The organism is Curtobacterium sp. 179-B 9B NHS (assembly GCF_045370965.1).
Taxonomy (GTDB): Bacteria; Actinomycetota; Actinomycetes; order Actinomycetales; family Microbacteriaceae; genus Curtobacterium.
Genome location: NZ_JBIQDQ010000003.1, coordinates 296,405 through 320,582 on the forward strand (window position 1 = coordinate 296,405; position 24,178 = coordinate 320,582).

Annotated in this window: 23 protein-coding genes and 1 pseudogene; 12 read left to right on the plus strand and 12 right to left on the minus strand. The window is 71.7% G+C overall.

Going from position 1 to position 24,178, the window contains the following annotated elements; all coding sequences use genetic code 11:
• Positions 1-33: 33 nt before the first annotated feature.
• Together ACH0A8_RS05125 and ACH0A8_RS05130 are read left to right on the plus strand one after the other, a co-directional pair.
• The gene (locus tag ACH0A8_RS05125; protein ID WP_271826897.1) at positions 34-474 is read left to right on the plus strand and encodes a MarR family winged helix-turn-helix transcriptional regulator; all 441 of its coding nucleotides are present in this window, start codon (positions 34-36) and stop codon (positions 472-474) included.
• 217 nt (positions 475-691) lie between these two features.
• Positions 692-1,930, plus strand: coding sequence for an MFS transporter (locus ACH0A8_RS05130; protein WP_406906739.1), 1,239 nt, complete (start codon positions 692-694; stop codon positions 1,928-1,930).
• Positions 1,931-1,937: 7 nt separating this feature from the next.
• Here the strand turns inward: ACH0A8_RS05130 and ACH0A8_RS05135 are convergent, their stop codons facing one another.
• A complete protein-coding gene (locus ACH0A8_RS05135) occupies positions 1,938-3,161 on the minus strand; it encodes an ATP-binding protein (RefSeq protein WP_209684383.1) in 1,224 nt (407 codons plus the stop codon).
• 104 nt (positions 3,162-3,265) lie between these two features.
• Between ACH0A8_RS05135 and ACH0A8_RS05140 the strand changes: the two genes are divergently transcribed.
• Positions 3,266-4,237 carry an NAD-dependent epimerase/dehydratase family protein gene (locus ACH0A8_RS05140; RefSeq protein ID WP_406906741.1) on the plus strand — a complete coding sequence of 324 codons (972 nt, stop codon included), beginning with the start codon at positions 3,266-3,268 and terminating at the stop codon, positions 4,235-4,237.
• Positions 4,238-4,385: 148 nt separating this feature from the next.
• Here ACH0A8_RS05140 and ACH0A8_RS05145 read toward each other — a convergent pair whose 3' ends face one another.
• The 9 genes and pseudogenes from ACH0A8_RS05145 to ACH0A8_RS05185 form a co-directional block, all read right to left on the minus strand.
• Positions 4,386-5,156: a hypothetical protein gene (locus ACH0A8_RS05145; protein ID WP_406906761.1), complete on the minus strand. Its 771-nt coding sequence runs from the start codon at positions 5,154-5,156 to the stop codon at positions 4,386-4,388.
• A 96-nt stretch (positions 5,157-5,252) separates the two neighbouring features.
• Positions 5,253-5,348 (minus strand): annotated as a pseudogene (locus tag ACH0A8_RS05150) (DUF2510 domain-containing protein); the annotation flags it as partial.
• Between the two features lie 306 nt (positions 5,349-5,654).
• Positions 5,655-6,011, minus strand: a complete 357-nt coding sequence (locus tag ACH0A8_RS05155; RefSeq protein WP_081984549.1) for a monovalent cation/H(+) antiporter subunit G — start codon at positions 6,009-6,011, stop codon at positions 5,655-5,657.
• The gene (locus tag ACH0A8_RS05160; protein WP_066651577.1) at positions 6,008-6,349 is read right to left on the minus strand and encodes a hypothetical protein; all 342 of its coding nucleotides are present in this window, start codon (positions 6,347-6,349) and stop codon (positions 6,008-6,010) included. The genes ACH0A8_RS05155 and ACH0A8_RS05160 overlap by 4 nt, the downstream gene beginning before the upstream one ends.
• Positions 6,346-6,927 (minus strand): Na+/H+ antiporter subunit E, encoded by a 582-nt coding sequence (locus tag ACH0A8_RS05165; RefSeq protein WP_066651579.1) that lies wholly within the window; start codon positions 6,925-6,927, stop codon positions 6,346-6,348. The genes ACH0A8_RS05160 and ACH0A8_RS05165 overlap by 4 nt, the downstream gene beginning before the upstream one ends.
• Positions 6,920-8,623, minus strand: a complete 1,704-nt coding sequence (locus ACH0A8_RS05170) for a Na+/H+ antiporter subunit D (protein ID WP_066651581.1) — start codon at positions 8,621-8,623, stop codon at positions 6,920-6,922. The genes ACH0A8_RS05165 and ACH0A8_RS05170 overlap by 8 nt, the downstream gene beginning before the upstream one ends.
• Positions 8,620-9,060 carry a Na(+)/H(+) antiporter subunit C gene (locus ACH0A8_RS05175; RefSeq protein WP_066651583.1) on the minus strand — a complete coding sequence of 147 codons (441 nt, stop codon included), beginning with the start codon at positions 9,058-9,060 and terminating at the stop codon, positions 8,620-8,622. Before ACH0A8_RS05175 ends, ACH0A8_RS05170 begins: the two co-directional genes overlap by 4 nt.
• Complete coding sequence (locus ACH0A8_RS05180) at positions 9,057-11,984, minus strand: Na+/H+ antiporter subunit A (RefSeq protein ID WP_066651585.1); 2,928 nt, start codon at positions 11,982-11,984, stop codon at positions 9,057-9,059. Before ACH0A8_RS05180 ends, ACH0A8_RS05175 begins: the two co-directional genes overlap by 4 nt.
• Before the next feature lie 133 nt (positions 11,985-12,117).
• Positions 12,118-12,873 carry an SDR family NAD(P)-dependent oxidoreductase gene (locus tag ACH0A8_RS05185; protein WP_066651587.1) on the minus strand — a complete coding sequence of 252 codons (756 nt, stop codon included), beginning with the start codon at positions 12,871-12,873 and terminating at the stop codon, positions 12,118-12,120.
• 71 nt (positions 12,874-12,944) lie between these two features.
• On the opposite strand from ACH0A8_RS05185, the gene ACH0A8_RS05190 reads away from it, so the two are divergent.
• From ACH0A8_RS05190 to ACH0A8_RS05215, 6 genes are all read left to right on the plus strand, one after another.
• Positions 12,945-13,664: an SDR family oxidoreductase gene (locus tag ACH0A8_RS05190; protein ID WP_066651588.1), complete on the plus strand. Its 720-nt coding sequence runs from the start codon at positions 12,945-12,947 to the stop codon at positions 13,662-13,664.
• Positions 13,661-14,347, plus strand: a complete 687-nt coding sequence (locus ACH0A8_RS05195) for a FadR/GntR family transcriptional regulator (RefSeq protein WP_066651590.1) — start codon at positions 13,661-13,663, stop codon at positions 14,345-14,347. Before ACH0A8_RS05190 ends, ACH0A8_RS05195 begins: the two co-directional genes overlap by 4 nt.
• Before the next feature lie 37 nt (positions 14,348-14,384).
• Positions 14,385-15,005 (plus strand): DedA family protein, encoded by a 621-nt coding sequence (locus ACH0A8_RS05200; protein ID WP_209684368.1) that lies wholly within the window; start codon positions 14,385-14,387, stop codon positions 15,003-15,005.
• A 37-nt stretch (positions 15,006-15,042) separates the two neighbouring features.
• Positions 15,043-15,918 carry an SMP-30/gluconolactonase/LRE family protein gene (locus ACH0A8_RS05205; RefSeq protein WP_066651595.1) on the plus strand — a complete coding sequence of 292 codons (876 nt, stop codon included), beginning with the start codon at positions 15,043-15,045 and terminating at the stop codon, positions 15,916-15,918.
• A gap of 7 nt (positions 15,919-15,925) precedes the next feature.
• Complete coding sequence (rlmC, locus tag ACH0A8_RS05210) at positions 15,926-17,077, plus strand: 23S rRNA (uracil(747)-C(5))-methyltransferase RlmC (protein ID WP_406906746.1); 1,152 nt, start codon at positions 15,926-15,928, stop codon at positions 17,075-17,077.
• Positions 17,078-17,438: 361 nt separating this feature from the next.
• Positions 17,439-18,122, plus strand: coding sequence for a transglycosylase family protein (locus ACH0A8_RS05215; RefSeq protein ID WP_066651599.1), 684 nt, complete (start codon positions 17,439-17,441; stop codon positions 18,120-18,122).
• Positions 18,123-18,203: 81 nt separating this feature from the next.
• Here ACH0A8_RS05215 and ACH0A8_RS05220 read toward each other — a convergent pair whose 3' ends face one another.
• Both ACH0A8_RS05220 and ACH0A8_RS05225 read right to left on the minus strand, forming a co-directional pair.
• Positions 18,204-19,238 carry an LCP family protein gene (locus ACH0A8_RS05220; protein ID WP_406906749.1) on the minus strand — a complete coding sequence of 345 codons (1,035 nt, stop codon included), beginning with the start codon at positions 19,236-19,238 and terminating at the stop codon, positions 18,204-18,206.
• Positions 19,239-19,305: 67 nt separating this feature from the next.
• Positions 19,306-19,704, minus strand: a complete 399-nt coding sequence (locus tag ACH0A8_RS05225) for a MarR family winged helix-turn-helix transcriptional regulator (RefSeq protein ID WP_271826904.1) — start codon at positions 19,702-19,704, stop codon at positions 19,306-19,308.
• An 83-nt stretch (positions 19,705-19,787) separates the two neighbouring features.
• Between ACH0A8_RS05225 and ACH0A8_RS05230 the strand changes: the two genes are divergently transcribed.
• From ACH0A8_RS05230 to ACH0A8_RS05240, 3 genes are all read left to right on the plus strand, one after another.
• Positions 19,788-21,917, plus strand: a complete 2,130-nt coding sequence (locus tag ACH0A8_RS05230) for an MMPL family transporter (RefSeq protein WP_406906751.1) — start codon at positions 19,788-19,790, stop codon at positions 21,915-21,917.
• A 12-nt stretch (positions 21,918-21,929) separates the two neighbouring features.
• Positions 21,930-22,580 carry a GntR family transcriptional regulator gene (locus ACH0A8_RS05235; RefSeq protein ID WP_406906753.1) on the plus strand — a complete coding sequence of 217 codons (651 nt, stop codon included), beginning with the start codon at positions 21,930-21,932 and terminating at the stop codon, positions 22,578-22,580.
• Positions 22,581-22,662: 82 nt separating this feature from the next.
• Positions 22,663-24,156: an LCP family protein gene (locus tag ACH0A8_RS05240; RefSeq protein ID WP_406906755.1), complete on the plus strand. Its 1,494-nt coding sequence runs from the start codon at positions 22,663-22,665 to the stop codon at positions 24,154-24,156.
• The last annotated feature ends 22 nt before the right edge of the window (positions 24,157-24,178 follow it).

The window sequence follows — 24,178 nt, forward strand, 5'->3', positions numbered from 1 at the left end:
TAACTCATCGTCGCTGGACGGTACAGTGACGCCATGGCACCAGCGGTCTCCGACGACGCCCTTGCCGAGTTCGCCGACGTCGTCCTGCGCATCGGTCGCGAGGTCGACCCGCACGGCCCGCACGCGCTCGACATCGTCCCGCTGACCGGCACCGAGGCGCTCGTGATGCGCTGGGTGCACCGGAACCCGGGTGCGTCCCCGAGTGCCGTGGCCGACGCCACGGCGCTGCAGCGCAGCAACTGCAGCGTCGCGCTCCGCTCGCTCGTCGCGAAGGGCATGGTCGAGCGCCGCACCGACCCGGGCGACGCCCGGACCGTGCAGCTGCACCCCACCGCCCTCGCCCACGACAGCATCGCGCGGTTGCACGCGCACTGGGCGGGCCGGCTCCGCGCCGCCCTCGGTGGCGACGAGAGTGGCCTCGGCGCCGCGGCTGACCTGCTGGCACGCATCGACGACGGCCTGCGACGCGGCTGACGACGGCCGGGAGGCGCGTGGCGGCCCCGCCACGCGCCTCCCGGCCGACCCGTGGCAGGTCCCGACCCCGCGTGCCGTCCGGACGGGCTTGGTACCCTGGAGGGACACAACAGCAAGCAGTGTGTATCTACCGGCCGTCGGCCCCACCGACGGACAGCGGCGGCACCCGATGGGCCCGCCGCCGGATCAGGCCGGGCCCCAGAAGGCACACCCCCTCATGCTCCAACCTCGACGCTCCGACGCGTCCCTCGTCTCCCTCGCCGGTCGGTGGTACTTCCCGATCGCGTTCATCGCCCGTCTGCCCTTCGCGATGATGGTCGTCGGTGTCCTCACCCTCGTCGTCGCGTCCCGTGACTCCGTCGCCCTCGGCGGCATCAACTCCGCCTTCGTCGGCATCGGCTCGGCGATCTTCGGGCCGCTCGTCGGTGCGGCCGCCGACCGCTTCGGCCAGCGGGCCGTCCTCGTCCCCGTCGGACTCGCGAACGCCGTCCTGCTCGGCGTCCTGCCGATCGTGGTCGCGAGCACCGCGCCCGACCTCGCGGTCCTGGCGATGTCGTTCCTGATCGGCGCGACCGCACCGCAGGTCGCCCCGATGTCCCGCACGCGACTCGTGGCGATCATCCGCCAGCGCATGTCCCCGGCACGCCGCGACAAGGTCTTCAGCGGCACGATGGCGTACGAGTCGGCCGCGGACGAGACCGTCTTCATCGTCGGTCCGTTCCTGGTCGGCCTGCTCGCGAGCACGATCGCGCCGTGGGTGGCCGTCGCCGGTGCGTCGGCACTGACCTTCGTCTTCGTCACCGCCTTCGCGCTGCACCCGACCGGCGCCCTCGTCGTCGGTGGGCCGGCACAGGAGACGCGCGCCCCGGCCCGGCAGCTGCTCCGTCCGCGACTGCTCGTGGTCGTCGTCGGGATCCTCGGCATCGGACTCTTCTTCGGGTCGACGCTGACCTCGCTGACGGCCTTCACGGAACAACAGGGCGAGGCGTCCCAGGCCGGCCTGCTGTACGGCGTGATGGGGATCGGATCCGCAGCACTCGCACTCGGATCGGCGGCGTTCCCACAGCGGTTCGGTGTGACCTGGCGCTGGCTCGTGTTCGGGGTCGTGCTGCTGGGCGGCGCGGTCGCCTTCAGCCGGGCGGACTCCGTCGTGGCGGTCGTCCTCGTGCTCGGGATCATGGGCATCGGCATCGGCCCGACGCTCGTCGCGCAGTACAGCCTGGGATCGGACCGGTCGCCCGTCGGCCGTTCGGCGACCACGATGACGATCCTCGGCTCGGCGGTCATCGTCGGACAGTCGGTCGCGTCGGCCGTGGTCGGCGAGGTCGCCGAGCGTGCGGGCACCGGTGCCGCGATGGCGTTCCCCGCGTACGCCGCCGCGCTGGTCGTCGTCGCCGCCGTGGCGGACCTCCTGCTCGCCCGCCGCGAGGGCGCTCCGGCGGCCGCGACCGCCTGAGCCGGGATCAGCTCGGCTTCTTCGGGGTCCGGCGTCTGACCTCGGGCACGATCAGCTTCGGTACGGCTCGCAGCATGAACTTGTCGAAGTCCGGCACGGTGAAGGCAGCGTAGCCGTGCTCTGGCGTGTAGAGCAGCCCCATGTCGATGAGTTCTGCTCTGGTCGGTCCGAGTTGCGTGGACTCCCGGTGCAGGACACGGGCGACGTCCGCAGCCTTCTGCGGAAGCGGACCGAGTTCAGCCATTGCTCGGAGGTAGGCCGTCTGGAGGGTCGTGGTGCGATCGAGCCGGACACGGAAGAACGACTGGTCCAGTTTCGCGAGGTATCCCTCTCTCGCCGCGTCGACGTCGTCTGCAACGATCACCGGACCGGGAGCGATCTCCCAGACCTGGTACCCGAGTTCCTGGATGAAGTAGGGGTACCCCTTCGTGATCTCGAGCGCGAGCTCTACGGCATCCTCGCTGAAGGATGCGTCCTCGATCTCTGCCGGTCGGATCAGGGCTTCACGCGCGTCCTCCGGGTCGAGCGACCCGATCTCGGGAAAACGGAACAGGCGTTCGGCGTACGACTTCGCGTCGCCGGCGAGCTCCGCGATCTGCGGAAGGCCCGCGCCGACGAAGGTGATGGGGAGCCGTCGCTGAACGGTCTTGTGGAGTGCTTGGATCAAGGCCTCGAGTTGTGCGGCGCGCAGGAACTGGACCTCGTCGATGAGGATGGCGAGCCCCCTGCCGTGCTCCTGTACGGCCTCCCCGAGCGCAAGGAGGACATCGGTGAGGTCGAGCGTCAGGTCTCCGTGATCAGCGAGGCCCTCCGCGGGTTCAACGTCCCACGTCATCGACCAAGTCCCCTCCGCGCTCATGTTCATGCTGAACGAGGTCAGGACCTCAGCGGCACGCCGAGCCCGGTCGCTCCATCGTTTCCGGGGTGACACCTGCAGCAGTGCTGATCGGAGCAGGGAAGCCATCGTCTGTCGGAACTGGCCGTCGTCGTGCTTGCTGGCCTCGAACTCCACGACTTCCCACCGCGCCTCGCGCGCCAGGTCCGCGAAAGCGTTGAGGAGCACGGTCTTCCCCACCCCGCGCAGACCCGTCATGATCATGGACTGGTCAGTGCGGCCGCGAGCGAGGCGACGGAGGAGTACCTCGAACGAGCGCGTGTGCTCGATGCGTCCTGCGACGATCTCCGGAGTAGCACCGGCGTTGGGCGTGTACGGGTTCCTGACGCTGTCCACGCGCCGACCTTACTGGCCTTACCAGGCTTTATCTCGATTCGCTAAAGCGAAGTAAGAAATCAAAACTCTCGAGAGTGCCTCGAGCTCGGTGCAGGCTGGACTGCATGCGCATCCTCGTCCTCGGCGGTACCGCCTGGCTCGGCCGGACCGTCGTACAGCACGCCCTCGACACCGGCCACGACGTCACGTGCGTCGCACGCGGCTCGGACGTCCCCACCGGCGCCCGGCTCGTCGTGGCCGACCGTGACCACGACGACGCCCTGACCATGGTGACCGGCGAGCACTGGGATGCGGTCGTGGACGTCTCCCGGACGCCCGCGCACGTGCGCCGCGCGGCCCGTGACCTCGAGCCCGTCGCCGATCGGTACGTCTTCGTGTCGACCGTGAGCGTCTACGCGTCCCAGGCCGAGCGCGGTGCCGACGAGCACGCTGCCGTGCTCGAGCCGTCGGACGACCCCGCTGAGTACGGCGCTGCGAAGGTGGCGTGCGAACGTGCGGTCCTCGACGCCTTCGGCCCCGAGCGCGCCTCGATCGCGCGGGCCGGGCTCGTCGGTGGACCAGGTGACCACACCGGACGTTCCGGCTACTGGCCGTGGAGGTTCGCCCGTGCAGCCGAGAGCGGCCGCGCGGTGGTGGTCCCGGCGCGCACGGATCGACCCACCTCGGTGATCGACGTCCGCGACCTGGCGGGATGGCTCGTCGGAGCGGCCGAGGGCCGACGAGCGGGTGTCCACGACGTCCCCGGCGAGGTCGTCACGCTGGGGCAGTACCTCGAGGAAGCACGGGCCGCAGCGGCCGTGGACGTCCCGGTCGTAGCGCTCGCGGACGAGGTGCTCCTCGCGCGCGGGGTGGCGCCCTGGGCGGGGGAGCGGTCCCTGCCGCTGTGGATCCCCGACGACGACCACCAGGGCATGAACGACCGACCGGCAGACCGCGCGCGTGCGGCAGGCCTGACACGGAGGCGACTCGCCGAGACGCTGGCAGACGTGCTCGCATGGGAGCAGCTGCAACCGGTCCACCCGCACGGCGCGGGCCTCTCGGACGACGACGAGGCTGCCGTCCGCGCCGCCGGGTGAATCGACGACCTCCCGTCCCTCGTGCCGGTGGACGGACAAGTGCCCCGGACCTCGGTCCGGGGCACTTGTTCCTCGTCGACTCGATCTGGAGCTCCTGGCGGCGACTCCCGATCAGCAGTGCGAGAGGGCGATCACTGGCGTGAGCGGTTCAGAAGGCGATGTACTTCCCGTTGTCGTAGAGCAGGAAGGACTGTGCGCTGTCCGGAACGAGGTAGGCCGTGTACCCGGTGAACTTCGATCCGGGGTAGAGGGTCGGCCCGTCGCTCATCGACGGCATCCCGTCACCGAACATGATGTACTCGCCGTCGTACCGATTGCCCTCAGGGGTCGCGAGGGAGAGATCGATCGACGCGAGCGACGGCTCGACCCCGTCCGGATCGATCCCCGTCATGGTCAGTTCCGCGATGACGTACTTGAACCCAGCAGGCGCTTCGTCGTTGAACATGTTGTACTGCGCGACGGCTGCATTCGCATTCGCATCCACGATGCGCGCCGTCAGGCTGTACTTCTCGCCGCCGAGCAGGCCCTTGGCGGTGTAAGGCTGCGGCGAGGGGTTCTCGACGGTGCCGTCCGCAGTCGGAGCTGCCTCGGAAGCCTTCTCGGGCTCGTCCGCCGCGGCCGGCGCATTCGTCTGACTCTCCTGCTCGGCGGGTTCGGACGGCTTGGCGGTCTCCGCAGACTCGACCACGCTGGAAGCCTTCGACGCGGAATCGGTGCTGTCGCCCCCGCCACCTGCCACTGCGACTCCGGTCAGGAGTGCGACGCCGCCGAGCACGAGGCCCGTGATGGCCATCTTCTTCGCGTGTCGCTTGACCAGCGCCATGATCGCCAGGACGACAGCCGTGATTGCGAGCACGAGGCCGAGCACAGGCACGAGGCCCGTGAGGAAGGCCACGATGCCGACGACGAGTGCTGCCACGGACAGTCCGTACGGCTGGTTCGCGGAACCGGGTGCTCGAACCGCCGGAGGAGCCATCTGCGCCACCGATCCGTACATCGGAGCGGCGGGTTGTTCCGGCTGGAAGGGCGGCGGAGTCTCGGACCAGTCTCGTCCGTCCCAGTAGCGTGGTTCGTTGTTGGCGTGCGGTGCTGGGTACCAGCCGGCGGGCATGTCCTGAGGCAAGGCTCGTTCTCTCGGGTCGTGGCGCAGACTGCTCGGGATGCGTTGCGCGGTGGGGGAGCTCGCTGCCGTACAGACCTGGTGGGCGTCTGGGCGGGACGTCGCTGATCGGAGCTCGAACCGGAACCGGATGTCCTGGATCCCCGACGAGTGCTCCTCGGAGAAGCTCGACGAATTCGAAGGATCTTCGCTACTTGGAAGCGTGCCCTAGAACGGGGGGGGGGAGGTGGAACTCGTGGACCCGTTACGGCGCCCGGCTCGTCGATCACGAGGCCGACAGGGTCAGGAGGAGCCGCGTCAGTCCTCGGTGTCGTCGACCAGCAGGTCCTCGTGCCGGTAGTCGTTCGACCGCAGCCCGGCACGCGCGATCATGTGGGTCGACACCGGCACCAGGAAGAGCTGGAACACGAGCACCGGCAGCACGACCCAGAACGCCGTCCAGGTCCACACCGCCACGACGATCGCGGCCAGGGCGAGCGCCAACCCGAGCACCTGCGGCTTCGCCATCGCGTGCAGCCGGACGAGGGGGTCCCGGAACCGGACGATGCCCACGGCGGCGCCGAACGACAGCCCCGCGGCGAGGAGCATCAGCACGAGGGCGATCCACGCACGGACGCCGGCCCCGTCGACGAAGGACTGCAGGATCTCGATCACTTCGACTCCTCCTCGGCGGCGTGCTCCGGCGTGGTCACGTCGATCCCCTCGTCGGACGGGTCCGACGAGGGCGTGACGATCCGTGCGACGGCGATGGTCGCGAAGACGCTCGTCGCCGCGATGACGACCAGCACCGGGACGGCGGTCAGGTCGCGCCGGACCACCATCGCCGCGGCGATCACCACGAGCGCGGTGGTGAGCACCATGTCGGAGCCGATCATCCGGTCGAGGATCGTCGGTCCGCGGACGATCCGCCCGACGGCCAGCGCGAGCGTGGCGCCGAGCAGGACGAGCACGAGCGCGATCCCGACGGCCATGACGACGACCGCGGCGCTCACCGGGTCACCTCCGGCAGCGGCTCGGCGAGTTCGGAGACGTCCTGCTTCGACCCGATGGCGCGGATGACGAGCTCCTCGATGCGTGCGACGGTCCGCCGCTCCTGGTCGACCTGCTCACGGCGCTCGGTGTCGAGCACGTGGATGAGCAGGCGACGGCGGGGAAGGTCGACGTCGGCGACGTACGACCCGGGCACGAGGGAGATCGCCAGGGTGGCGAGCGTGAAGGTCATCTCCGACGTGGTGTGCAGCTGCACGAGCACGATCGAGCTCTGCCGGACGCCGCGCGGTCGGACGGCCGCCCAGGCCACCCGGAACGAGGCGACGACGACGTGCCCGGCCCACACCACCAGGAACCACAGTGCGCGCGGCAGCGAGAACCGCTTCGACAGGGGGACGGGCGGCAGCGGGAGCAGCTGCGTGACGAGGAGCGCGACGACCACGCCGCACAGCAGCGTCAGGACGCTCCAGGATCCCCACAGCAGCGCCCAGAGCACGGTCAGTCCGGCGACGAGCGGCACGTCGTAGCGCCAGGCGAGGGCGATCCGTCGGGCGTTCGAGATGCGGCGGGTGTCACTCATCAGCGCCTCCGTCCGTGCTGCCCAGGACGGCCTGCACGTAGCGGTCCGGCGACTCGAGTGACTCCGCTGCGCGGGTCGCGTAACCGTAGAGCGGACCGGCGACGACGGTGAGCGCGACCGACCCGAGGACCGCCACCGTCGTGACGGCGACGAGCATCCGGGGCAGCGGCGTGTGCACCGACGGCTCGACCGCGGGGGTCTGGCCGGTGGCCGGACCGGAGGCACTGCTCGCGTGCGCCGCGTCGGTGACGGTGGTCGAGCCTCCCGGGTGGTACGCCTCGCCCGTCTCCTCGGAGACGGTCAGCGGCGCCGGTTCCGGCGACCGCAGGTGCGCGTGCGGCTCGGCCGTGCTGGCGTGCGGTGCCGCCGCCTCGGCGGCCGGCTTGGGCCGCCAGAAGGCGGCGTCCCAGACGCGCATCAGCGCGTACAGGGTGAGGAGGCTCGTCACCACGCCGGCGCCGACCGTCACCCAGGCCATCGGGGAGCCGTCCTCGGCCGCGGCGCGGAACAGGCCGAGCTTGCCGATGAACCCGGAGAACGGCGGGATGCCCCCGAGGTTGAACGCCGGGACCAGGTAGAGCGCGGCGAGGAGCGGTGCGGCCTTGAGCAGCCCGCCGAGCGACCGGGTCGAGGTCGTGCCGCCCACGCGTTCCATCACCCCCGACACCAGGAACAGCGTGGTCTGCACGACGATGTGGTGCACCGTGTAGAACACGGCCGCGGCGGTGCCGACGACGGAACCGAGCCCGACGCCCATCACCATGAAGCCGATGTGGCTGATGAGCGTGAAGGACAGCAGTCGTTTCACGTCGGTCTGCGACACGGCCCCCAGCACGCCGACGATCATCGTGAGCACCGCGACCACGAGCAGCACCGTGTTGAGCTGTGGTCTCGGGAAGATGATCGTCTCGAGCCGGATGATCGCGTAGATGCCGACCTTCGTGAGGAGTCCGGCGAACACCGCGGTGACCGGGGCCGGTGCGGTCGGGTACGAGTCCGGCAGCCAGAAGGCGAGCGGGAACACCGCGGCCTTGATGCCGAAGGCGATGAGCAGCATCGTGTGGAGCAGGAGCTGCACGTGCTCGGGGAGCCCGGCGACGCGCTCCGAGATCTGCGCGATGTTCACGGTGCCGGTCGCGCCGTAGACCAGGCCGATGGACGCGAGGAACAGCGCCGAGGCGATGAGGCTCGTGATGATGTACGTCGTGCCGGCGCGGACGCGCTGCTCGCTGCCGCCCAGGGTGATGAGCACGTAGCTCGCCACCAGGAGCATCTCGAACGCGACGTAGAGGTTGAACAGGTCGCCCGCCAGGAACGCGTCGAGCACTCCGGCGGCCAGCACCAGGTAGGTCGGGTAGTAGATCGTGACGGGGGCGTCCTCGTCGTCGGCCGCGAGTCCCTGGCCGATCGAGAAGAGCAGCACGAGCAGGAGCACGCTCGCGCTCACGGTGAGGAGCAGGGCGCTCAGCCGGTCGACGACGAGCGAGATGCCGTACGGTGCCTGCCACCCGCCGACCTGCACGACGATGGTGCCGTGCTGGTCGACGAGCACCATGAGCGTGGCGGCAACGACCACGGCCACCGCGAGCACCGCGACCGTGATGGCCCGCTGGAGCTTCTGGTGCCGCAGGAGGCCGAGCGCGATGGCGGCGCCGAGCAGCGGGACGAGGACGAGCAGGGGGACGAGCCAGGTCATCGCGAGGCCTCCTCGTTCTGGACCGCTTCGGGGTCGGTGTCGATCTCGGGGTCGTCGTCCGCGGGGTCGTCGTCCGCGGGATCGTCGTCGCGGTCCTTGCCGATCGCGACGTCGGCCTCGTCGACCTCGACCTCGTCGGCGCGGGACAGCTTCCACGAGCGGTGGATGAGGGCGAGCAGGAACGCGCTCACCGCGAAGGTGATGACGATCGCGGTCAGGGCGAACGCCTGGGGGAGCGGGTCGGTGATGCCCTCGGACGAGCCGCCGATCGGGGGCTTGCCCGCCGCGCCGGACATGATGAGCAACAGCAGGTTCAGGGAGTTGCCGAGCAGCAGGAACCCGAGCAGCATCCGGGTCAGCGACCGCTCCAGCAGCAGGTACACGCCGCACGAGAACAGCACCGCCATCGCGATGACGAGGACCAGGGTGATGGTCATACGGCACTCCCCTCCGGGGTCGCTGCGGCGGCGTTGTCGTCGACGTCGCCCTCCGTGGTGTCGGTGATGCGCGCCCGGGAGTCCTCGAGCCGTTGCCGGTCGACCTCGGCACCGAGGCTCCGGAGCACGTCGAGGACGAGCCCGACGACCACCAGGTAGACCCCGATGTCGAAGAACGTCGCGGTGACGAACTCGACGTGCCCGAGCACGGGGACGGTCGCCTCGAAGAACGCGGAGTACAGGGCCTCCTTCCCGAAGAACAGCGGGACGATCGCGGTCGTGGCCGCGGTGGCGACGCCGAGGCCGAGCAGGCGACCGGCGCGGACGGGCGCGGCGGCGCCGAGCTCCGCGGGACCGCCCGCCAGGTACCGACCGGCCAGCGCGATGCCGGCGACGAGTCCGCCGGCGAAGCCGCCGCCGGCCGTGTTGTGCCCGGCGAAGAGCAGGTAGAGCGAGAGCACGACGAGGCCGTGGAAGAGCAGGCGGACGACCACGTCGAGCAGGGCCGAGCGACCGGTCGGGATCGCCGCGCTCGTCGGCAGCCAGGCGCGGGGCTCGCCGTCCGGGCGGTGCTTGTCGCTCGTCACGGTCGCCGGCAGGTCGCGCAGCCGCGGCAGGGTGTCCTCGCGCGAATCGAGGAAGATCAGGCTCGCGACACCCGTGGCCGCGGCGACGACGACGGTCAGCTCACCGAGCGTGTCCCAGCCGCGCAGGTCGACGAGGGCGACGTTCACGACGTTCAGGCCGTGACCGAAGGACTTCGTGAGCGCCGGGATGTCCGGCCAGATCGGGGTGCTGTTCCGTGCCGAGGCCGCGACGACCACGACGACGGCCAGGGTGGCCCCCGCGAGGCCGGCGAACAGGGCCCGCACGATCCGGAAGCGCGACGGGTTGGCCGTGGCGATCCGCGGGGGGAGCCGGCGGAGCACCAGCACGAACGCGATCAGCGTGACGGTTTCGACCACGAGCTGGGTGAGCGCGAGGTCGACCGCACCGTGCAGGACGAAGAGCACGGACATCCCGTAGCCGGTGACGCCGACGAGCACGGCGGCGGCGAACCGGGTCTTCGCGGTCAGCACCGCGATCGCGGCGACGGCCATCACGGCGACGACCGGCACCTGGCCCCACGAATCGGCGAAGCGCACGCGGAACGCCCACGGGCCGCCGAGCACCAGGTTCGCCAGGGCGCCGGCGACGAACACCGACAGGATCACGGTCAGGTAGTAGGGGAGCGACCCGCGCTGGACGCCGGCCGTGAGCCCGGTCGCCAGGCGGTCGAGCCCACGCATGGTCTTCCGGTAGGTGTCGGCCGCGCTCGGTGACCCGGAGAGTCGGTGCTGCAGGGCCTCGACCCGGCGTCGTGCCAGGAACAGGAGGACGCCACCGACGAGCGTGATCGCGGAGAGGCCGAGCGCGGGCTCCAGGCCGTGCCAGAGCGCCAGGTGCGGGACCTCGCCCTCGGGCAGCGCCGCGGCGGTGGCAGCGGGTTCGAGGCCGTGCGCGACGACGGGCGTGAGCAGGCCGAACGCGAGTCCGGCGACGGCGAGGACGGACGGCACGACACCGAGTCCGTGCAGGCCGTGCGGCTCGGTGTCGGCCACGCCGGACTTCCGGGCGAACGTGCCCCAGAGGAAGCGGAGCGAGTACGCGACGGTGAGGAGCGAGCCGAGGGTCACCCCGACGAGTGCGATCCACGCCCAGGCCGCCTGCGGTCCGTGGAGCTCCTCGACGAAGCCGGTCAGGACGGCCTCCTTCGCGACGAAGCCGATCGTCGGCGGGATGCCCGCCATCGACGCGAGCGCGAGGACGCTGACCACGACGAGCCACGGCAGCTTCCGCCCGAGACCGCTGAGCTTCCGGAGGTCGCGGGTGCCGGTCGCGTGGTCGACGGCTCCGACGACCAGGAACAGCGTCGACTTGAACGTGGCGTGCGCGACGAGCAGGGCGACCCCGCCCAGGGCGACGGCCGGAGCGCCCCACCCGGCGGCGAGCACGAGGAAGCCGAGCTGCGCGACCGTCCCGTAGGCGAGCAGCAGCTTGACGTCGGTCTGACGCAGCGCGCGGTAGCCGCCGATGAGCATGCCGAGCACACCGAGCACGGTGATCGTCTCGCGCCAGCCGGTCAGCAGCGCGAACGCCGGGGCCAGGCGGGCGACCAGGTAGATGCCGGCCTTCACCATCGCCGCGGCGTGCAGGTACGCGCTGACCGGGGTCGGCGCCGCCATCGCTGCCGGGAGCCAGAAGTGGAAGGGGACGATCGCCGACTTCGTCAGGGCGCCCAGGAGCACGAGGACCACCGCGACCGGCACGAGCGGCCCCGGACGCTCGACGAGCTCCGGTGCCTGCGCGATGATGCCCGACAGGCTCGTGGTCCCCGCGGTCACGGACAGGGCGACGAGTCCGGCGAGCATCGCCAGCCCGCCGGCGGTCGTGACGACGAGGGCCTGCATGGCGGCGGCCCGGCTCGCGCGCTTGTCGGCGTCCTGCCCGATGAGCAGGTACGAGAAGACCGTCGTGGCCTCCCAGAGCACGAAGAGCACGATCACGTCGTCGGCGACGACGAGGCCGTACATCGACCCGGCGAAGGCGGTCAGGACGGACGCGAACCGGCCCAGTCCGGGCTCGTCCCGCTCGAAGTACGACGCGCAGTAGACGAGCACGAGCGCACCGACGACGGAGACCACCAGGGCGAGGACCCACGACAGGGCGTCCATCCGCAACGACAGCGCCAGGTCGAGCTCCGGGATCCACTGCCACCGGCTCGTGACCCCGCCGTGAAGTGCGGCGTCGCTCTGGGCGATCGTCAGCACCGCGGCGGCGGCGGGGGCGAGGGCGGCGACGTAGAACACGCGGCGCCCCATCAGCGGGGTCAGGGCGGGGACGATCAGGGCGACGATCGCGAACGCGACGAGGACGGAGACCATCGGGCACCTCCTCGGGGTCGGGCTGCAGTCCGGCTCACTGGGCCCTCACAGCCTACGGAGAGGCGGATGGCAACTTCCTGAGCAACCGGACAGCCGGAGCGAGCGTTCCCTCCACTCTGCTCCGCGTCCGGCCTCAGCGACCGTGCGCCCGTGCCGGGATCTGCGTCGCGAGCTTGCCGCCGGAGACGTCCAGCAGTGTGCCCGTGACGTAGGCGGACGCGTCGCTCGCCAGGAAGACCAGGAGGTCGGCGACGTCGTCGGGCGTCTCCCACCGCCGGAGCGACAGGGTGTCGAGCAGCCGGTCCTGCTCGGCCTGCGGCATCTCGGCGAACCCGTTCATCGCGGTCGGCACCATGCCGGGCGCGTAGGCGTTCACGGTGATGCCCCACGGGCCGAGCTCCGACGCCAGCACGCGGGTGAACGAGACCACCGCGGCCTTCGACGCCGCGTAGGCCGCGCTGCCGACGCTCGGCACGATCGCCGCGAACGACGCGGCGTTGACGATCCGCCCGCGCCCGGCCGCCTGCATCACCGGCGCGACCGCCTGGCTGACCAGGAAGGTGCCCCCGAGGTTCACGTCCATGCACCGTCGCCACTCGTCCCAGCCGAGCTCGGCGACGGTCCCGGTGACGTTGATGCCCGCGTTGTTGACGAGCACGTCGACGGTGCCGTGCCGGCGGACGACCTCGTCGACGGCCGCACGCACGGAGGCCGGGTCGGCGACGTCGCAGACGACACGGTCGACGCCGTCGTCACCGGCGTCGTCGAAGGCGAGGTCGAACGCGACGACGCGGCACCCCTCGGTGAGGAACCGCGCCGCGAGTGTCCGGCCGATCCCCCGGCCGGCTCCGGTGACGACCACCACGCGGTCGGTCAGGTCGAGGTGCATCGTCGCTCCCGTCGTCGGTCTGTCCCGGCAACGGTGGGCGCCCGTGCCTCGAATCGTCATACTATTCGAGCATGACGGCGAAGGTGCTCTGGATCACGGGTGGCGGCAGCGGGATGGGGGCGGCGAGCGCGGTGGCCGCAGCCCGTGACGGGTGGACGGTGGTGCTCAGTGGGCGTCGCCGGGACCGACTCGAGCAGGTCGCGGACGAGGTCCGCGCGGTCGGCGGGACGGCGGACGTCGTGCCGCTCGACGTGACGGACGGCGACGCGGTGCCCGCAGCACGCGACGCCGTGCTCGGACGGCACGGCCGGATCGACGGCCTGGTGCTGGCAGCCGGGCTGAACTCGCCGGCGCGACGGTGGGACGACCAGTCGCTCGCCGACGTCCGCGCCGTCATCGACACGAACACGACCGCCGTGGTGGCGGTGGTCGACGCTGCACTGCCGGCGCTCCGGGACGCGGGCGGTGTCGTCGTGGTGGTGTCGTCCTACGCGGGCTGGTCCTTCCAACCCGGTGCCGGTGTCGCGTACTCGGCGAGCAAGACCGCCCTCGGCTCGATCGTCCGGACGCTCAACCAGCAGGAGGCCGAGCACGGCGTGCGAGCCACCCACCTGTGCCCGGGCGACGTCGCGACGGACTTCCTGGACCAGCGTCCCGAGGTCCCCGACGCGGCGGCGCGCGCTCGGATGCTGCAGCCCGACGACGTCGGCCGCACGGTGGCCTTCGTGCTCGCGGCGCCGGCCCACGTCCGCATCGACGAGCTCGTCCTGTCACCCGTCGCGCAGCGGTGACGAGCGCCTTCGACCGGGTGCTCGACGGGATCGGGACCGCCGTCGTCACCGGCACCTTCGCGCCGGGGAGCCGCCGGAGCACCGACGACCTGGTGGCCTGGTCGGGCGCGAGCCGCAGCATCGTCCGTGAGGCGGTCCGCGTCCTCGTCGCGCTCGGCATGCTCAGTGCGCGCCCCCGCGTCGGCGTGGTCGTCGCCCACCCCACGGACTGGGACGTCCTCGATCCGCTGGTCGTCCGCTGGCGGCTCCGGGGACCCGACGCGGCGCAGGTCTCGGTCGAGCTCCGCGAGCTGCGGGTCGCCGTGGAACCGGCAGCGGCCGCCGCGGCGGCCCGACGAGCACCGCTCGAGGACTGCGCGGCCGGACGGGAGGCGCTCCTCGCCACCGCGGACGAGCTCGCGTCCGCCGCGGCCGAGGACCGCCGGGTCGACTTCACGATCGCGGACGTCCGGCTGCACTCCCTCGTGCTGGAGCTGTCCGGCAACGCGCTGTACCGACGGCTGCACCGCGTCGTGGGGGAGGCGCTCCGTGAGCGCGGGAGCATCCGGCCGGACCGCCACGACGTCGGCCTGCACGTCGCGCTCGTGCAGGCGGTCGTCGGGGGTCGGTCGGACGAGGCCGCCGACGTGATGCGCGAGATCGTGCGGCGCACCGAGCACCGGCCGGGCCCGGACCTGGGATGATCGTGGTCGGCGCACCCCGCGTCGACGGAGGTGACCGGTGGACGCAGCGCAGGAGATGGTGCTCCAGCTCGTCGGGACGCCCTGGGCCTTCCTCGTGGTCGGGCTCGTGCTGGCCGCCGGCAGCGTTGCGGTGTTCCTGCCGAGCCAGGCGCTCGTCGTCGCGATCGGCACGCTGCTCGTCGGTGGTGACGGTGGGTTCCTGCCCGTGCTCGTCCTGGTGGTCGCGGCGACGATCGGGATGGTGCTCGGCGACGTCGCGCTCTGGCACCTGGCGCGGACGGTCGACCTCGGCTCGCGGTCGTGGTTCAGCCGGCCGAAGGTCAGGAAGGCGCGGGAGTCGATCGACGCCAGGTACCGGAAGGCCCCCGGACGCATCGCCGTCCTCGGCCGCTTCATCCCGATGGGGCGCCTCACGACGAACCTGGTCGGTGCGGACAGCGGGCTCGACCTCCGGCGCTTCCTGGTCAGCTGCCTCGTCGCCGACGTGGTGTGGGCGGCCTACTGCGTGGGGATCGCGGCGGCCACCGGGCACTGGAGCCGGGAGCAGCCGTTCCTCGTGACGACCCTCGCGGTGGTCGCGTCGATCCTGCTCGGCCTCGCGATCTCCGCGGTCGAGAAGGCCGTGCGGCGCCGCGCCGAGGCCGCTGCGACCGCCTGACGCCGTAGCGTGGAGGGCACCGTCCGAAGGAGGACCCGTGTCGAGCCTCACCGAACTCGTCCCCGACCCCGACGCCGTCGAGCGCCTCGCGACCGGCAGCACCTGGGCCGAGGGACCGTGCTGGATCCCGTCCGACCGGACGGTCCGCTGGTCGGACATCCCGGGCGACCGGATCCTCGAGTGGCACCAGGAGACCGGCGGTACGACCGTGTACGCGTCGGACGTCGAGTTCACGAACGGCCGCACGCTGGACCGCGACGGCTCCGTCGTGCAGTGCTCGCACGGGCGGCGACGCGTCGAGCGCGACCGGGGCGGCGTCGTCACCGCGGTCGTCGACGGCTGGGCGGACGGTCGGTTGAACTCGCCGAACGACGTCGTCGTCACGCGGGACGGCACGATCTGGTTCACCGACCCGGCCTACGGCATCACCCAGCCGCGTGAGGGACACCCGGGCGAGCGGGAGTACGGCGACCACTGGGTGTTCCGGTGCGGACCGGACGGCGAGGACCTGCGCCCCGTGGTGCTCGACGTCGACGAACCGAACGGTCTCGCGTTCTCGCCCGACGAGCGCGTGCTCCACGTCGCCAGCTCGTCCGCCCACGAGCCGGTCATCCGCGCCTACGACGTCGACGGCCACCGCGTGAAGAACGGCCGGGTGTTCGCCCGGCTCGGCGAGGGCGAGGGCGTGCCGGACGGCATCCGGGTCGACGTCCACGGCAACGTGTGGTCCTCGACCCACCGGGGCGTGACGGTCTTCGCACCCGACGGCGCCCGCATCGGCGACGTCGCCGTGCCCGAGGTCGTGTCGAACCTGTGCTTCGGCGGCGACGACGGCACGACGCTCTTCGTGACCGCGACGACCTCGCTGTACCGCATCGCGACGACGACGCGGGACGCCGCTGCCGTATCCTGACCCGGCCATGCAGTGCGACTACTTCGACCGGGGGGTGTGCCGCTCGTGCACACTCATGGGACAGCCCTACGGCGACCAGGTGCTCGACAAGGAGATCCGCACGCGGGAACTCCTGCGGGACGCCGTCGAGGCCGCAGGGGGCCCGGGGGCGGTCGAGTGGTTGCCCGCGATCACGAGCCCGGAGTCCGGGTACCGCAACAAGGCGAAGATGGTCGTCGGCGGCACGGTCCAGCGCCCCACGGTGGGGATCCTCGACCACCGGCAGCGCGGCGTGGACCTGCGGCACTGCGGCATCTGCACGCCGGGCATCCGACGGGCGCTCCCGGTCCTGGCGGACTTCGTCGCCGACACGGGGCTGATCCCGTACGACGTGGCCGCACGTCGGGGCGAGCTCAAGTTCGTGCTCGTGACCGAGTCCCCGGACGGCGAGCTCATGGTGCGCTTCGTGCTGCGCTCCGAAGGGCAGCTGCCACGACTGCGTGAGCGCCTCGACGACCTGCGGCGGGTCCTGCCCGAGGCGGTCGTGGTCACCGCGAACCTGCTCCCGGAGCACAAGGCCGTCACCGAGGGGGAACGCGAGGTCGTGCTGACCGAGCAGGAGACGCTGCCGATGCGGTTCGGCTCGATCGCGATGCACCTCCGACCGCAGAGCTTCTTCCAGACGAACACGAGCGTCGCGAGCCAGCTGTACGACCAGGCGTCGGCCTGGATCGACGAGGTCGGGCCGGCCTCGATGTGGGACCTGTACTGCGGTGTCGGCGGGTTCGCCCTGCACGCAGCGCGCGCGGGTCGTGCCGTCACGGGGATCGAGACGAGCCGGGAGGCGATCCGCTCCGCGAAGCAGTCCGCGCGCGAGGCGGGGCTGACCGACGTCCGCTTCGCCGCCGACGACGCGACGGAGCACGCCCTCCGGGCCCGACCGGACGCGCTGCCCGAGCTGGTGGTGGTGAACCCGCCGCGCCGGGGCATCGGCGAGACGCTCGCGACCTGGCTCGAGGAGTCCGAGGTCGAGCACATCGTCTACTCGAGCTGCAACCCGGTCACCCTCGCGAAGGACCTCGCGCGCATGCCGTCGCTCCGCCTGCGGCGGGCGCGCGTGCTCGACATGTTCCCGCAGACCGGCCACCTCGAGGCCGTGACGCTGCTGTCCAGGCGCTGACCAGGACGCGACCAGCCAGCGGTCGGGAGGCTCGCTGCCAGGCCGCCACGGGCCTCCCGTCCGCAGCATTGCCAGGAAACTGCCAAGGTCACGTACCCGGGTACAGACCGATCTGCATGCCCACGGTGATCGGGGCACTCAGGAAGACCGGTGGGGGACATAGCACTCACGGGTAGAACTCATTGTCTCGGTTTGATAACAGTCACGAATTTCCTATGGTTGCCGACCAGCGCCACCGGCACGAGACCACTGCCCCCGGCGGCGCACCCCACAACATGACCGCGATCGGTCGGGACGGGCAGTGGCGACCGGGTCCGCTCAGGCGGGCACCAGGTCCGTGGTCCCGGTGGAGCGATCAACCATGAAGAAGCTTTCCCGTACCCGCACCATCGTCGGTGGCCTGGCCTTCGCCGGCATCGCCGCGACCGGTGTCGGCCTGGCGGCAGCGCCCGCGAACGCCGCATCCGGTTCGACCTGGGACGCCCTCGCACAGTGCGAGTCCGGTGGCAACTGGGCCATCAACACCGGCAACGGCTACTACGGCGGCCTGCAGTTCAACCTCGGCACCTGGCAGGCGAACGGCGGCGCCGGCAACCCGGCCTCCGCGAGCCGCGAGGCCCAGATCGCCGTCGCCGAGCGCGTCCTCGCGTCTCAGGGCTGGGGTGCATGGCCGGCCTGCTCCGCGAAGCTCGGCCTGAGCGGGACCACGGGTGCCGCTCCGCAGGCCGCCGCTCCGGCCCCCGCCGCGCCGCAGCAGGCTGCACCGCAGCAGGCCGCGCCGCAGCAGGCTGCACCGAAGGCGACCACGCCGGCCGCACCGAAGGCGACCACGCAGGCCGCTCCGAAGGCGGCCGTGTCGAGCAAGCCGGCCGCGGTCGCGACGAGCGGCAAGACGTACACGATCGAGTCGGGCGACACGCTCGACAAGATCGCGACGAAGCTGAACATCGACGGTGGCTACATGAAGCTGTGGGCCGCGAACACGTCGACGATCGACGACGCGAACCTGATCTACGCCGGCCAGGAGCTCCAGCTCCCCGCCTGATCGACCTCCCGATCCGACACGAGACCCCCGTGGCACCTGCCGCGGGGGTCTCGTGCTGTCCGGGATTCGCCGGCGCGACCGTCAGCTCGGGCGATCCTCGAGCCACCGCTGCAGGTCGTCGGACCGCAGGGCGCTCGAGATCGCGGCGCGGTCGTGGTCGTCCAACCGGACGAACGACTGGCCGTCGGGGGTCGTCCCGCTGCCCGCGGTCGGCATCGTGAACGTGACCAGGTCGTCCGGTCGGACCCCGCGCAGGGACCACCCGAGACGGACGATCGTCGCCGCGTCGAGCCCGGGGTCCACCGCCAGGTGCTCGCTCGTCGCGGTGACGAACTCCTGCAGTCGCCCCGGGTGCGTCAGGGTGCCGCGCGACAGGGCCTGGTCGAACACCCCGCGCAGGAACGCCTGCTGGTTCCGGACGCGTGTGTGGTCGGCGTCGGCGAACGCGTACCGCTCCCGCACGAAGGCCAGGGCCTGTTCGCCGTCGAGCCGGTTCGCACCGCTGACGAAGTGGTGGCCCCGCGCCGTGAAGTCGCGCGGCGACCGCACCGTCACGCCGCCCAGTGCGTCCGTCATGTCGGCGAACCCGGCGAGGTCGACCTCGGCGACGTGGTCGATCCGGACGTCGAGCAGCTGCTCGACCGTCTGCACCGTGAGCGGGATGCCGCCCCAGGAGTACGCGGCGTTGATCTTGGCCCGGCCGTGGCCGGGGACCTCGACCCACGAGTCGCGCATGATCGACATGAGGTACACGTGGCGGCGGTCGGCGGGTACGTGGGCGAGCATCAGCGTGTCCGACCGCCCGCCGGCGGTCTGGTCGCCGTCGGCCAGTCCGGCCCGCGAGTCGGAGCCGATGAGCAGGATGTCCTCGGCGCCGCCGGAAGGTGCGGGCCGGTCGCCGGCGGGGAAGGGGTCCGCGATCGCCTCGGTGTGGTCGTCGAAGCTCCGGGTCAGACTGCCGACGAAGACCGCTGCGACGACCGCGAGCACGGTGGCGATGCCGACCAGGGTGCCGGTGGTGGCGACCAGCGCGACGAGCGCGGGGTGCCTGCGCCGCCTCCGGGCCGTTCTTGCTGTTGCTGCTGCCGCGGCTCGGGCGGCGCGACGCTCGGACATCGGGACTCCTCGGGTCGGGTCGGCCCTGCGCCGACCCGGAGAGTCTACAGCATGTGGTATTTCAGTGTCACGAGCGGTGCAGCACGCCGGTCAGCCGCCGGCGGAGCTCCGCGTCCTCGGGGAGGACCTCCCGCTCGATGTGCTGTGCGGTCTCCCATGCGCGGCGACCCTCGTCGGTGACGGACACCACGCGACGCCGGCGGTCCTCCGGGTGGGCGGTCCGCTCGACCAGGCCGTCCCGTTCGGCCCGCTCGAGGGTCCGCGACATGGTCTGGGGCTGCACGCGAGCGGTCCTGGCGATGGTGTCCGCGCCCGTCGGGCCGGTCCGCAGCAGGATGTCGATCGCGACGAGGGCGGCGTGGGTCAGCCCGATCGCCCGGAGTCGCTCGTCCCACTCCCGCTCGACGGCACGTGCCGCGGCGGAGAGCAGGCGTCCGAGCGGCCACTGCTCCGCGGGTTCGTGCATGATCGGAGTCTACGGGCGGGTCCTCCCGGCGGCGTCGGCGCGGAGATAGTCAGCATGCTGACGATCGGTGTACGCTCACCGACGTGTCCCGGTTCCTCCGCATCGTCCTGCCCGCGCTCGTCATCCTCGTCTGGCTCGTCGTGGCCGGCGTCGGCGGTCCCGTCTTCGGGAAGATCTCCGAGGTCGCCACGAACGACCAGACGTCGTTCCTGCCGGCCTCGGCCGACGCGACGAAGGTGCAGGAGCGTGCCGCCGACTTCCGACAGGCCTCGGGGGCACCCGCCATCGTCGTCCTCGACCGCGACGGCGGCCTGACGCCCGACGACCTCGCTGCGGCCCGTCGGATCGCCGACACCATCGGCGAGCGCGACGACGTGCAGGGCACGAGCCCCGTGATCACGAGCGAGGACGGCGACGCCGCCGAGATCGTCGCGACACTGACCGAGGACGCGGAGACCGGAGACGCCGTCTCGGCCATCCGGGCCACGGTGGACGAGGCGCTGCCCGCCGGCGTCTCCGGGTACGTCACCGGTCCGGCGGGCTTCACGGCCGACCTGACCGAGGCGTTCGCGGGCATCGACGGCCTGCTGCTCGGGGTGGCACTCGCCGCCGTGTTCGTCATCCTGATCGTGGTCTACCGGTCGCCGCTGCTGCCGTTCCTGGTGCTCGGGACGGCGACCTTCGCCCTGTGCGCCTCGATCCTCGTGGTGTACGCCCTGGCGAAGGCGGGGGTCGTGACGGTCAACGGGCAGGTGCAGGGCATCCTGTCGATCCTCGTGATCGGCGCGGCGACGGACTACGCGCTCCTCTACACGGCGCGCTACCGCGAGGCACTGCGCGAGCACCGCACCGGCTGGGAGGCGACCCGGGCCGCCCTCCGCGGCGCGTTCGAGCCGATCGTCGCCTCGGGCGGGACCGTCATCGTCGGGGTGCTCTGCCTGCTCCTGTCGGACCTCAACTCGAACAAGGCGCTCGGGCCGGTCGCCGCGATCGGGATCGCCTTCAGCCTGCTCGCCGCCCTCACCCTGCTGCCTGCCCTGCTGCTGGCGTTCCGTCGGGCGGCGTTCTGGCCCCTGCGCCCGGCCTTCGGCTCCGGTGGACGCCCGACCACCGGTCCGGACGCGACCGGACTGTGGGCGCGGGTGGGGCGCCTCGTCGCGCGTCGGTCCCGCACGGTCTGGATCGTCTGCACCGTGGCGCTCCTGGCGATGGGCAGCGGCCTCGTCGGGCTCCGTGCCGACGGCGTCCCGCAGAGCGACCTGGTGATCGGGTCGTCCCAGGCGCGGGACGGCCAGCGGGTCCTCGCCGACCACTTCCCCGGGGGTTCCGGCAGCCCGGCCCAGGTCATCGGCGCCGAGCGTGACCTGGACGCCCTCGTCGACGCCGTCCGCTCGGTCCGCGGGGTCGACGGGGTGGTGGCCGCCTCCACCGACTCGCCCTCGGGGACCGTCCCCGTGGGGTCGGACGCCGCCGCCCGGACCGCCCCGGGCACGGCGGAGCCGACGGTGTCGCGCGGGGACGTCCTGCTCGAGGCCACGCTCGCCGACCCCGCCGACTCGAGCGCCGCCGAACGGACCGTCCGCGACCTCCGCGTCGCCGTCGAGCGGGTGGACCCCGACGCGGTCGTGGGTGGCGTCACGGCGACCGCCGTCGACACGAACGACACCGGCATCCGCGACCGCTCGGTCATCATCCCCGTGGTGCTCGCGGTCATCCTGCTGATCCTCGTGCTGCTGCTCCGCAGCGTGGTCGCCCCGCTGGTCCTCGTCGGCAGTGTCGTGGTGTCCTTCGCGGCCGCACTCGGCGTCGGCGCACTGGTGTTCGACCACGTGTTCCACTTCCCCGGGGCCGACCCGTCCGTCCCGCTGTACGCGTTCGTGTTCCTCGTGGCGCTCGGCGTCGACTACAACATCTTCCTCATGACCCGGGTGCGCGAGGAGTCCCTGCGGCACGGCCCGCGTGAGGGTGTCCTGCGCGGGCTCGCGGCCACCGGGGGAGTGATCACCTCGGCGGGCATCGTGCTGGCCGCGACCTTCGCGGCGCTCGGCGTCATCCCGATCCTGTTCCTGGCGCAGATCGCCTTCGTGGTGGCGTTCGGCGTCCTGCTCGACACCGTCGTGGTCCGGTCGCTGCTCGTCCCCGCGCTCGTGATCGACCTGGGGCGCCGGGCGTGGTGGCCGTCGCGCCTCTCGCGCGCAGCGCGTCACATGTGACACGCTGGTGGCATGCCAGTTCCCTCCACGCAGCCGGCCGCAGAGCGCAAGCTGCTCCGTGACACCGTGCAGGACAAGATCCGCGACGCGATCATGGACGGCACGCTCGAACCGGGCGAACGACTGAACGACGACGACCTCATCGCGTGGCTCGGCGTCTCCAGGACCCCGATCCGTGAAGCACTGGCGGAACTCGCACGGGCCGGACTCATCGAGATGGCGCCGAACCGTTACACCCGCGTCGCCGCACCGACCGAGGCCGAGCTGCTCGACGCCTACCGCACGCTCGGCGTCATCTACGGCGGGGTCGTCCGCCTGGCCGTCCCGCGGTTCTCGGACGCCGAGCGGGAGCGGGTCACCGCCGTGCTCGACGACGTCCTGGCGCGGCTCGACGCCGACCAGCAGGCCGAGGTCGCGCGCGAGGGGGCGGACATCTACTCGATGTGGGCGGAGGCCTGCGGCAACGCCTCGCTCGCGCAGCTGTGCCGCTCGACCACCGACGGTCTGGCCTTCCGGCTCCGCGTGCCCGAGCTCACCGAGCTCGTCCCGACCGACGTCATCCGACCCGAGATCGTGAAGCTCCGTGACGCCGTCGCCGTGGGCGAGCCGATCGACGCGGAACTCGCGATGGAGGCGATCCACCTCCTGCCCACGCGCGACTGACCGAGCGCCGGGCGTACAGCGTCGGGCACGGACCCTCAGGGATCTCCCTGTCCGTTCCACGCTGTGCCGTTATGGTTTCCGGGTGAGCATCGAACCCGAGCAGACGACGCGCCGTGCCCGCCGCGGCCACGTGCCGCCGCGCCACGGGCGCCAGAAGCGTGGGAGCGGCGTGGTCCTCCCCGCGGTCGCCGGCGTCCTGGCGATGGGCCTCGTGCTGACCGGCGGCTACGCCGTGTTCGCCTTCACGAGCCTCAACAGCGGCGTCACGAAGATCGACGCGATCAGTCCGCGGTCGGACGACGACGACGACGTGGACGGTCAGGCGCAGAACATCCTGCTCGTCGGTGACGACCACCGTCCGGACAACGCGACGCCCGAGCAGATGGCCGAGCTGAGCACCGAGGACGACGGCGGTGCGACGAACACCGACACGATGATCGTGCTGCACATCAACGCCGACGGGTCCCAGGCGACGATGATCTCGTTCCCGCGCGACTCGTACGTCCCGATCCCCGGCGTCGGCAAGGGCAAGCTCAACAGCGCGTTCTACTACGGCACGCTCAACGGCGGCGGCGACACCGGTGGTGCGAAGCTGCTCATCCAGACGATCCAGGACCTCAGCGGCCTGACGATCGACCACTACGTCCGGGTGTCGTTGCTCGGCTTCTACCAGGTGGTCAAGGAGCTCGGGCCGGTCGAGGTGTGCCTGAACAACGCGGTGAACGACCCGTACTCGGGTGTCGACCTGCCGGCCGGCACCTCGGAGCTCGACGCCAAGCAGGCGCTGTCGTTCGTCCGTCAGCGGCACGGGCTGCCGAACGGTGACCTCGACCGGAACGTGCGCCAGCAGTACTTCCTGTCGCAGGAGGCCCGCAAGGTGCTCTCCGCGGGCACCCTGCTCAACCCCATCAAGATGAACAACATCCTCAGCGCCGTCGGGAGCTCCATCCAGACGGACACCGACCTGGTGTCGCTGGCGAGCCAGATGCGGAACCTGCGCCCGGGCAACATCCAGTCCGCCACGATCCCGACGCTCGGCACCCCGACCATCACGGTGGGTGGCCGGCCGCTGTCCATCGTCGAGGTCGACACCGTCGGGTTGCCCGCGTTCGTGCAGGGACTCGTCGGCGAGCCGGAGGAGTACACGAAGGCCACGGCCGCCGAGCCCGCCGCGACGACGGTCACCGTGCTGAACGGCAGCGGGACGACCGGCGCCGCCGCGACGGCGACCGCGAACCTGACGGCCCGCGGCTTCCAGGTCGGGACGCCGGGGTCCTCGGACACGACGCAGAAGACCCAGGTGCAGTACCCCGCCGGGCAGGAGGCGCAGGCCAAGGCCGTCGCCGCGGTGGTGCCCGGTGCGGTCGCCGTGCGGTCGACGACGGTGTCGGGCGTCACGCTCGTCCTCGGGTCCGACGGCATCACCGTCACCGCCCCGGCCGCCCCCGGCGACGCCTCCTCCACCCCGGCGGACGAGGCGCCCGAGGCCGAGGCGTCGAAGCCGGCGGAGTCCGAGCCGACGCCGAGCTCCACCGACGTGAAGACCTACGGCGAGGAAGGCGTCTGCATCAACTGACGCACCCGGCACCACCCTGGGG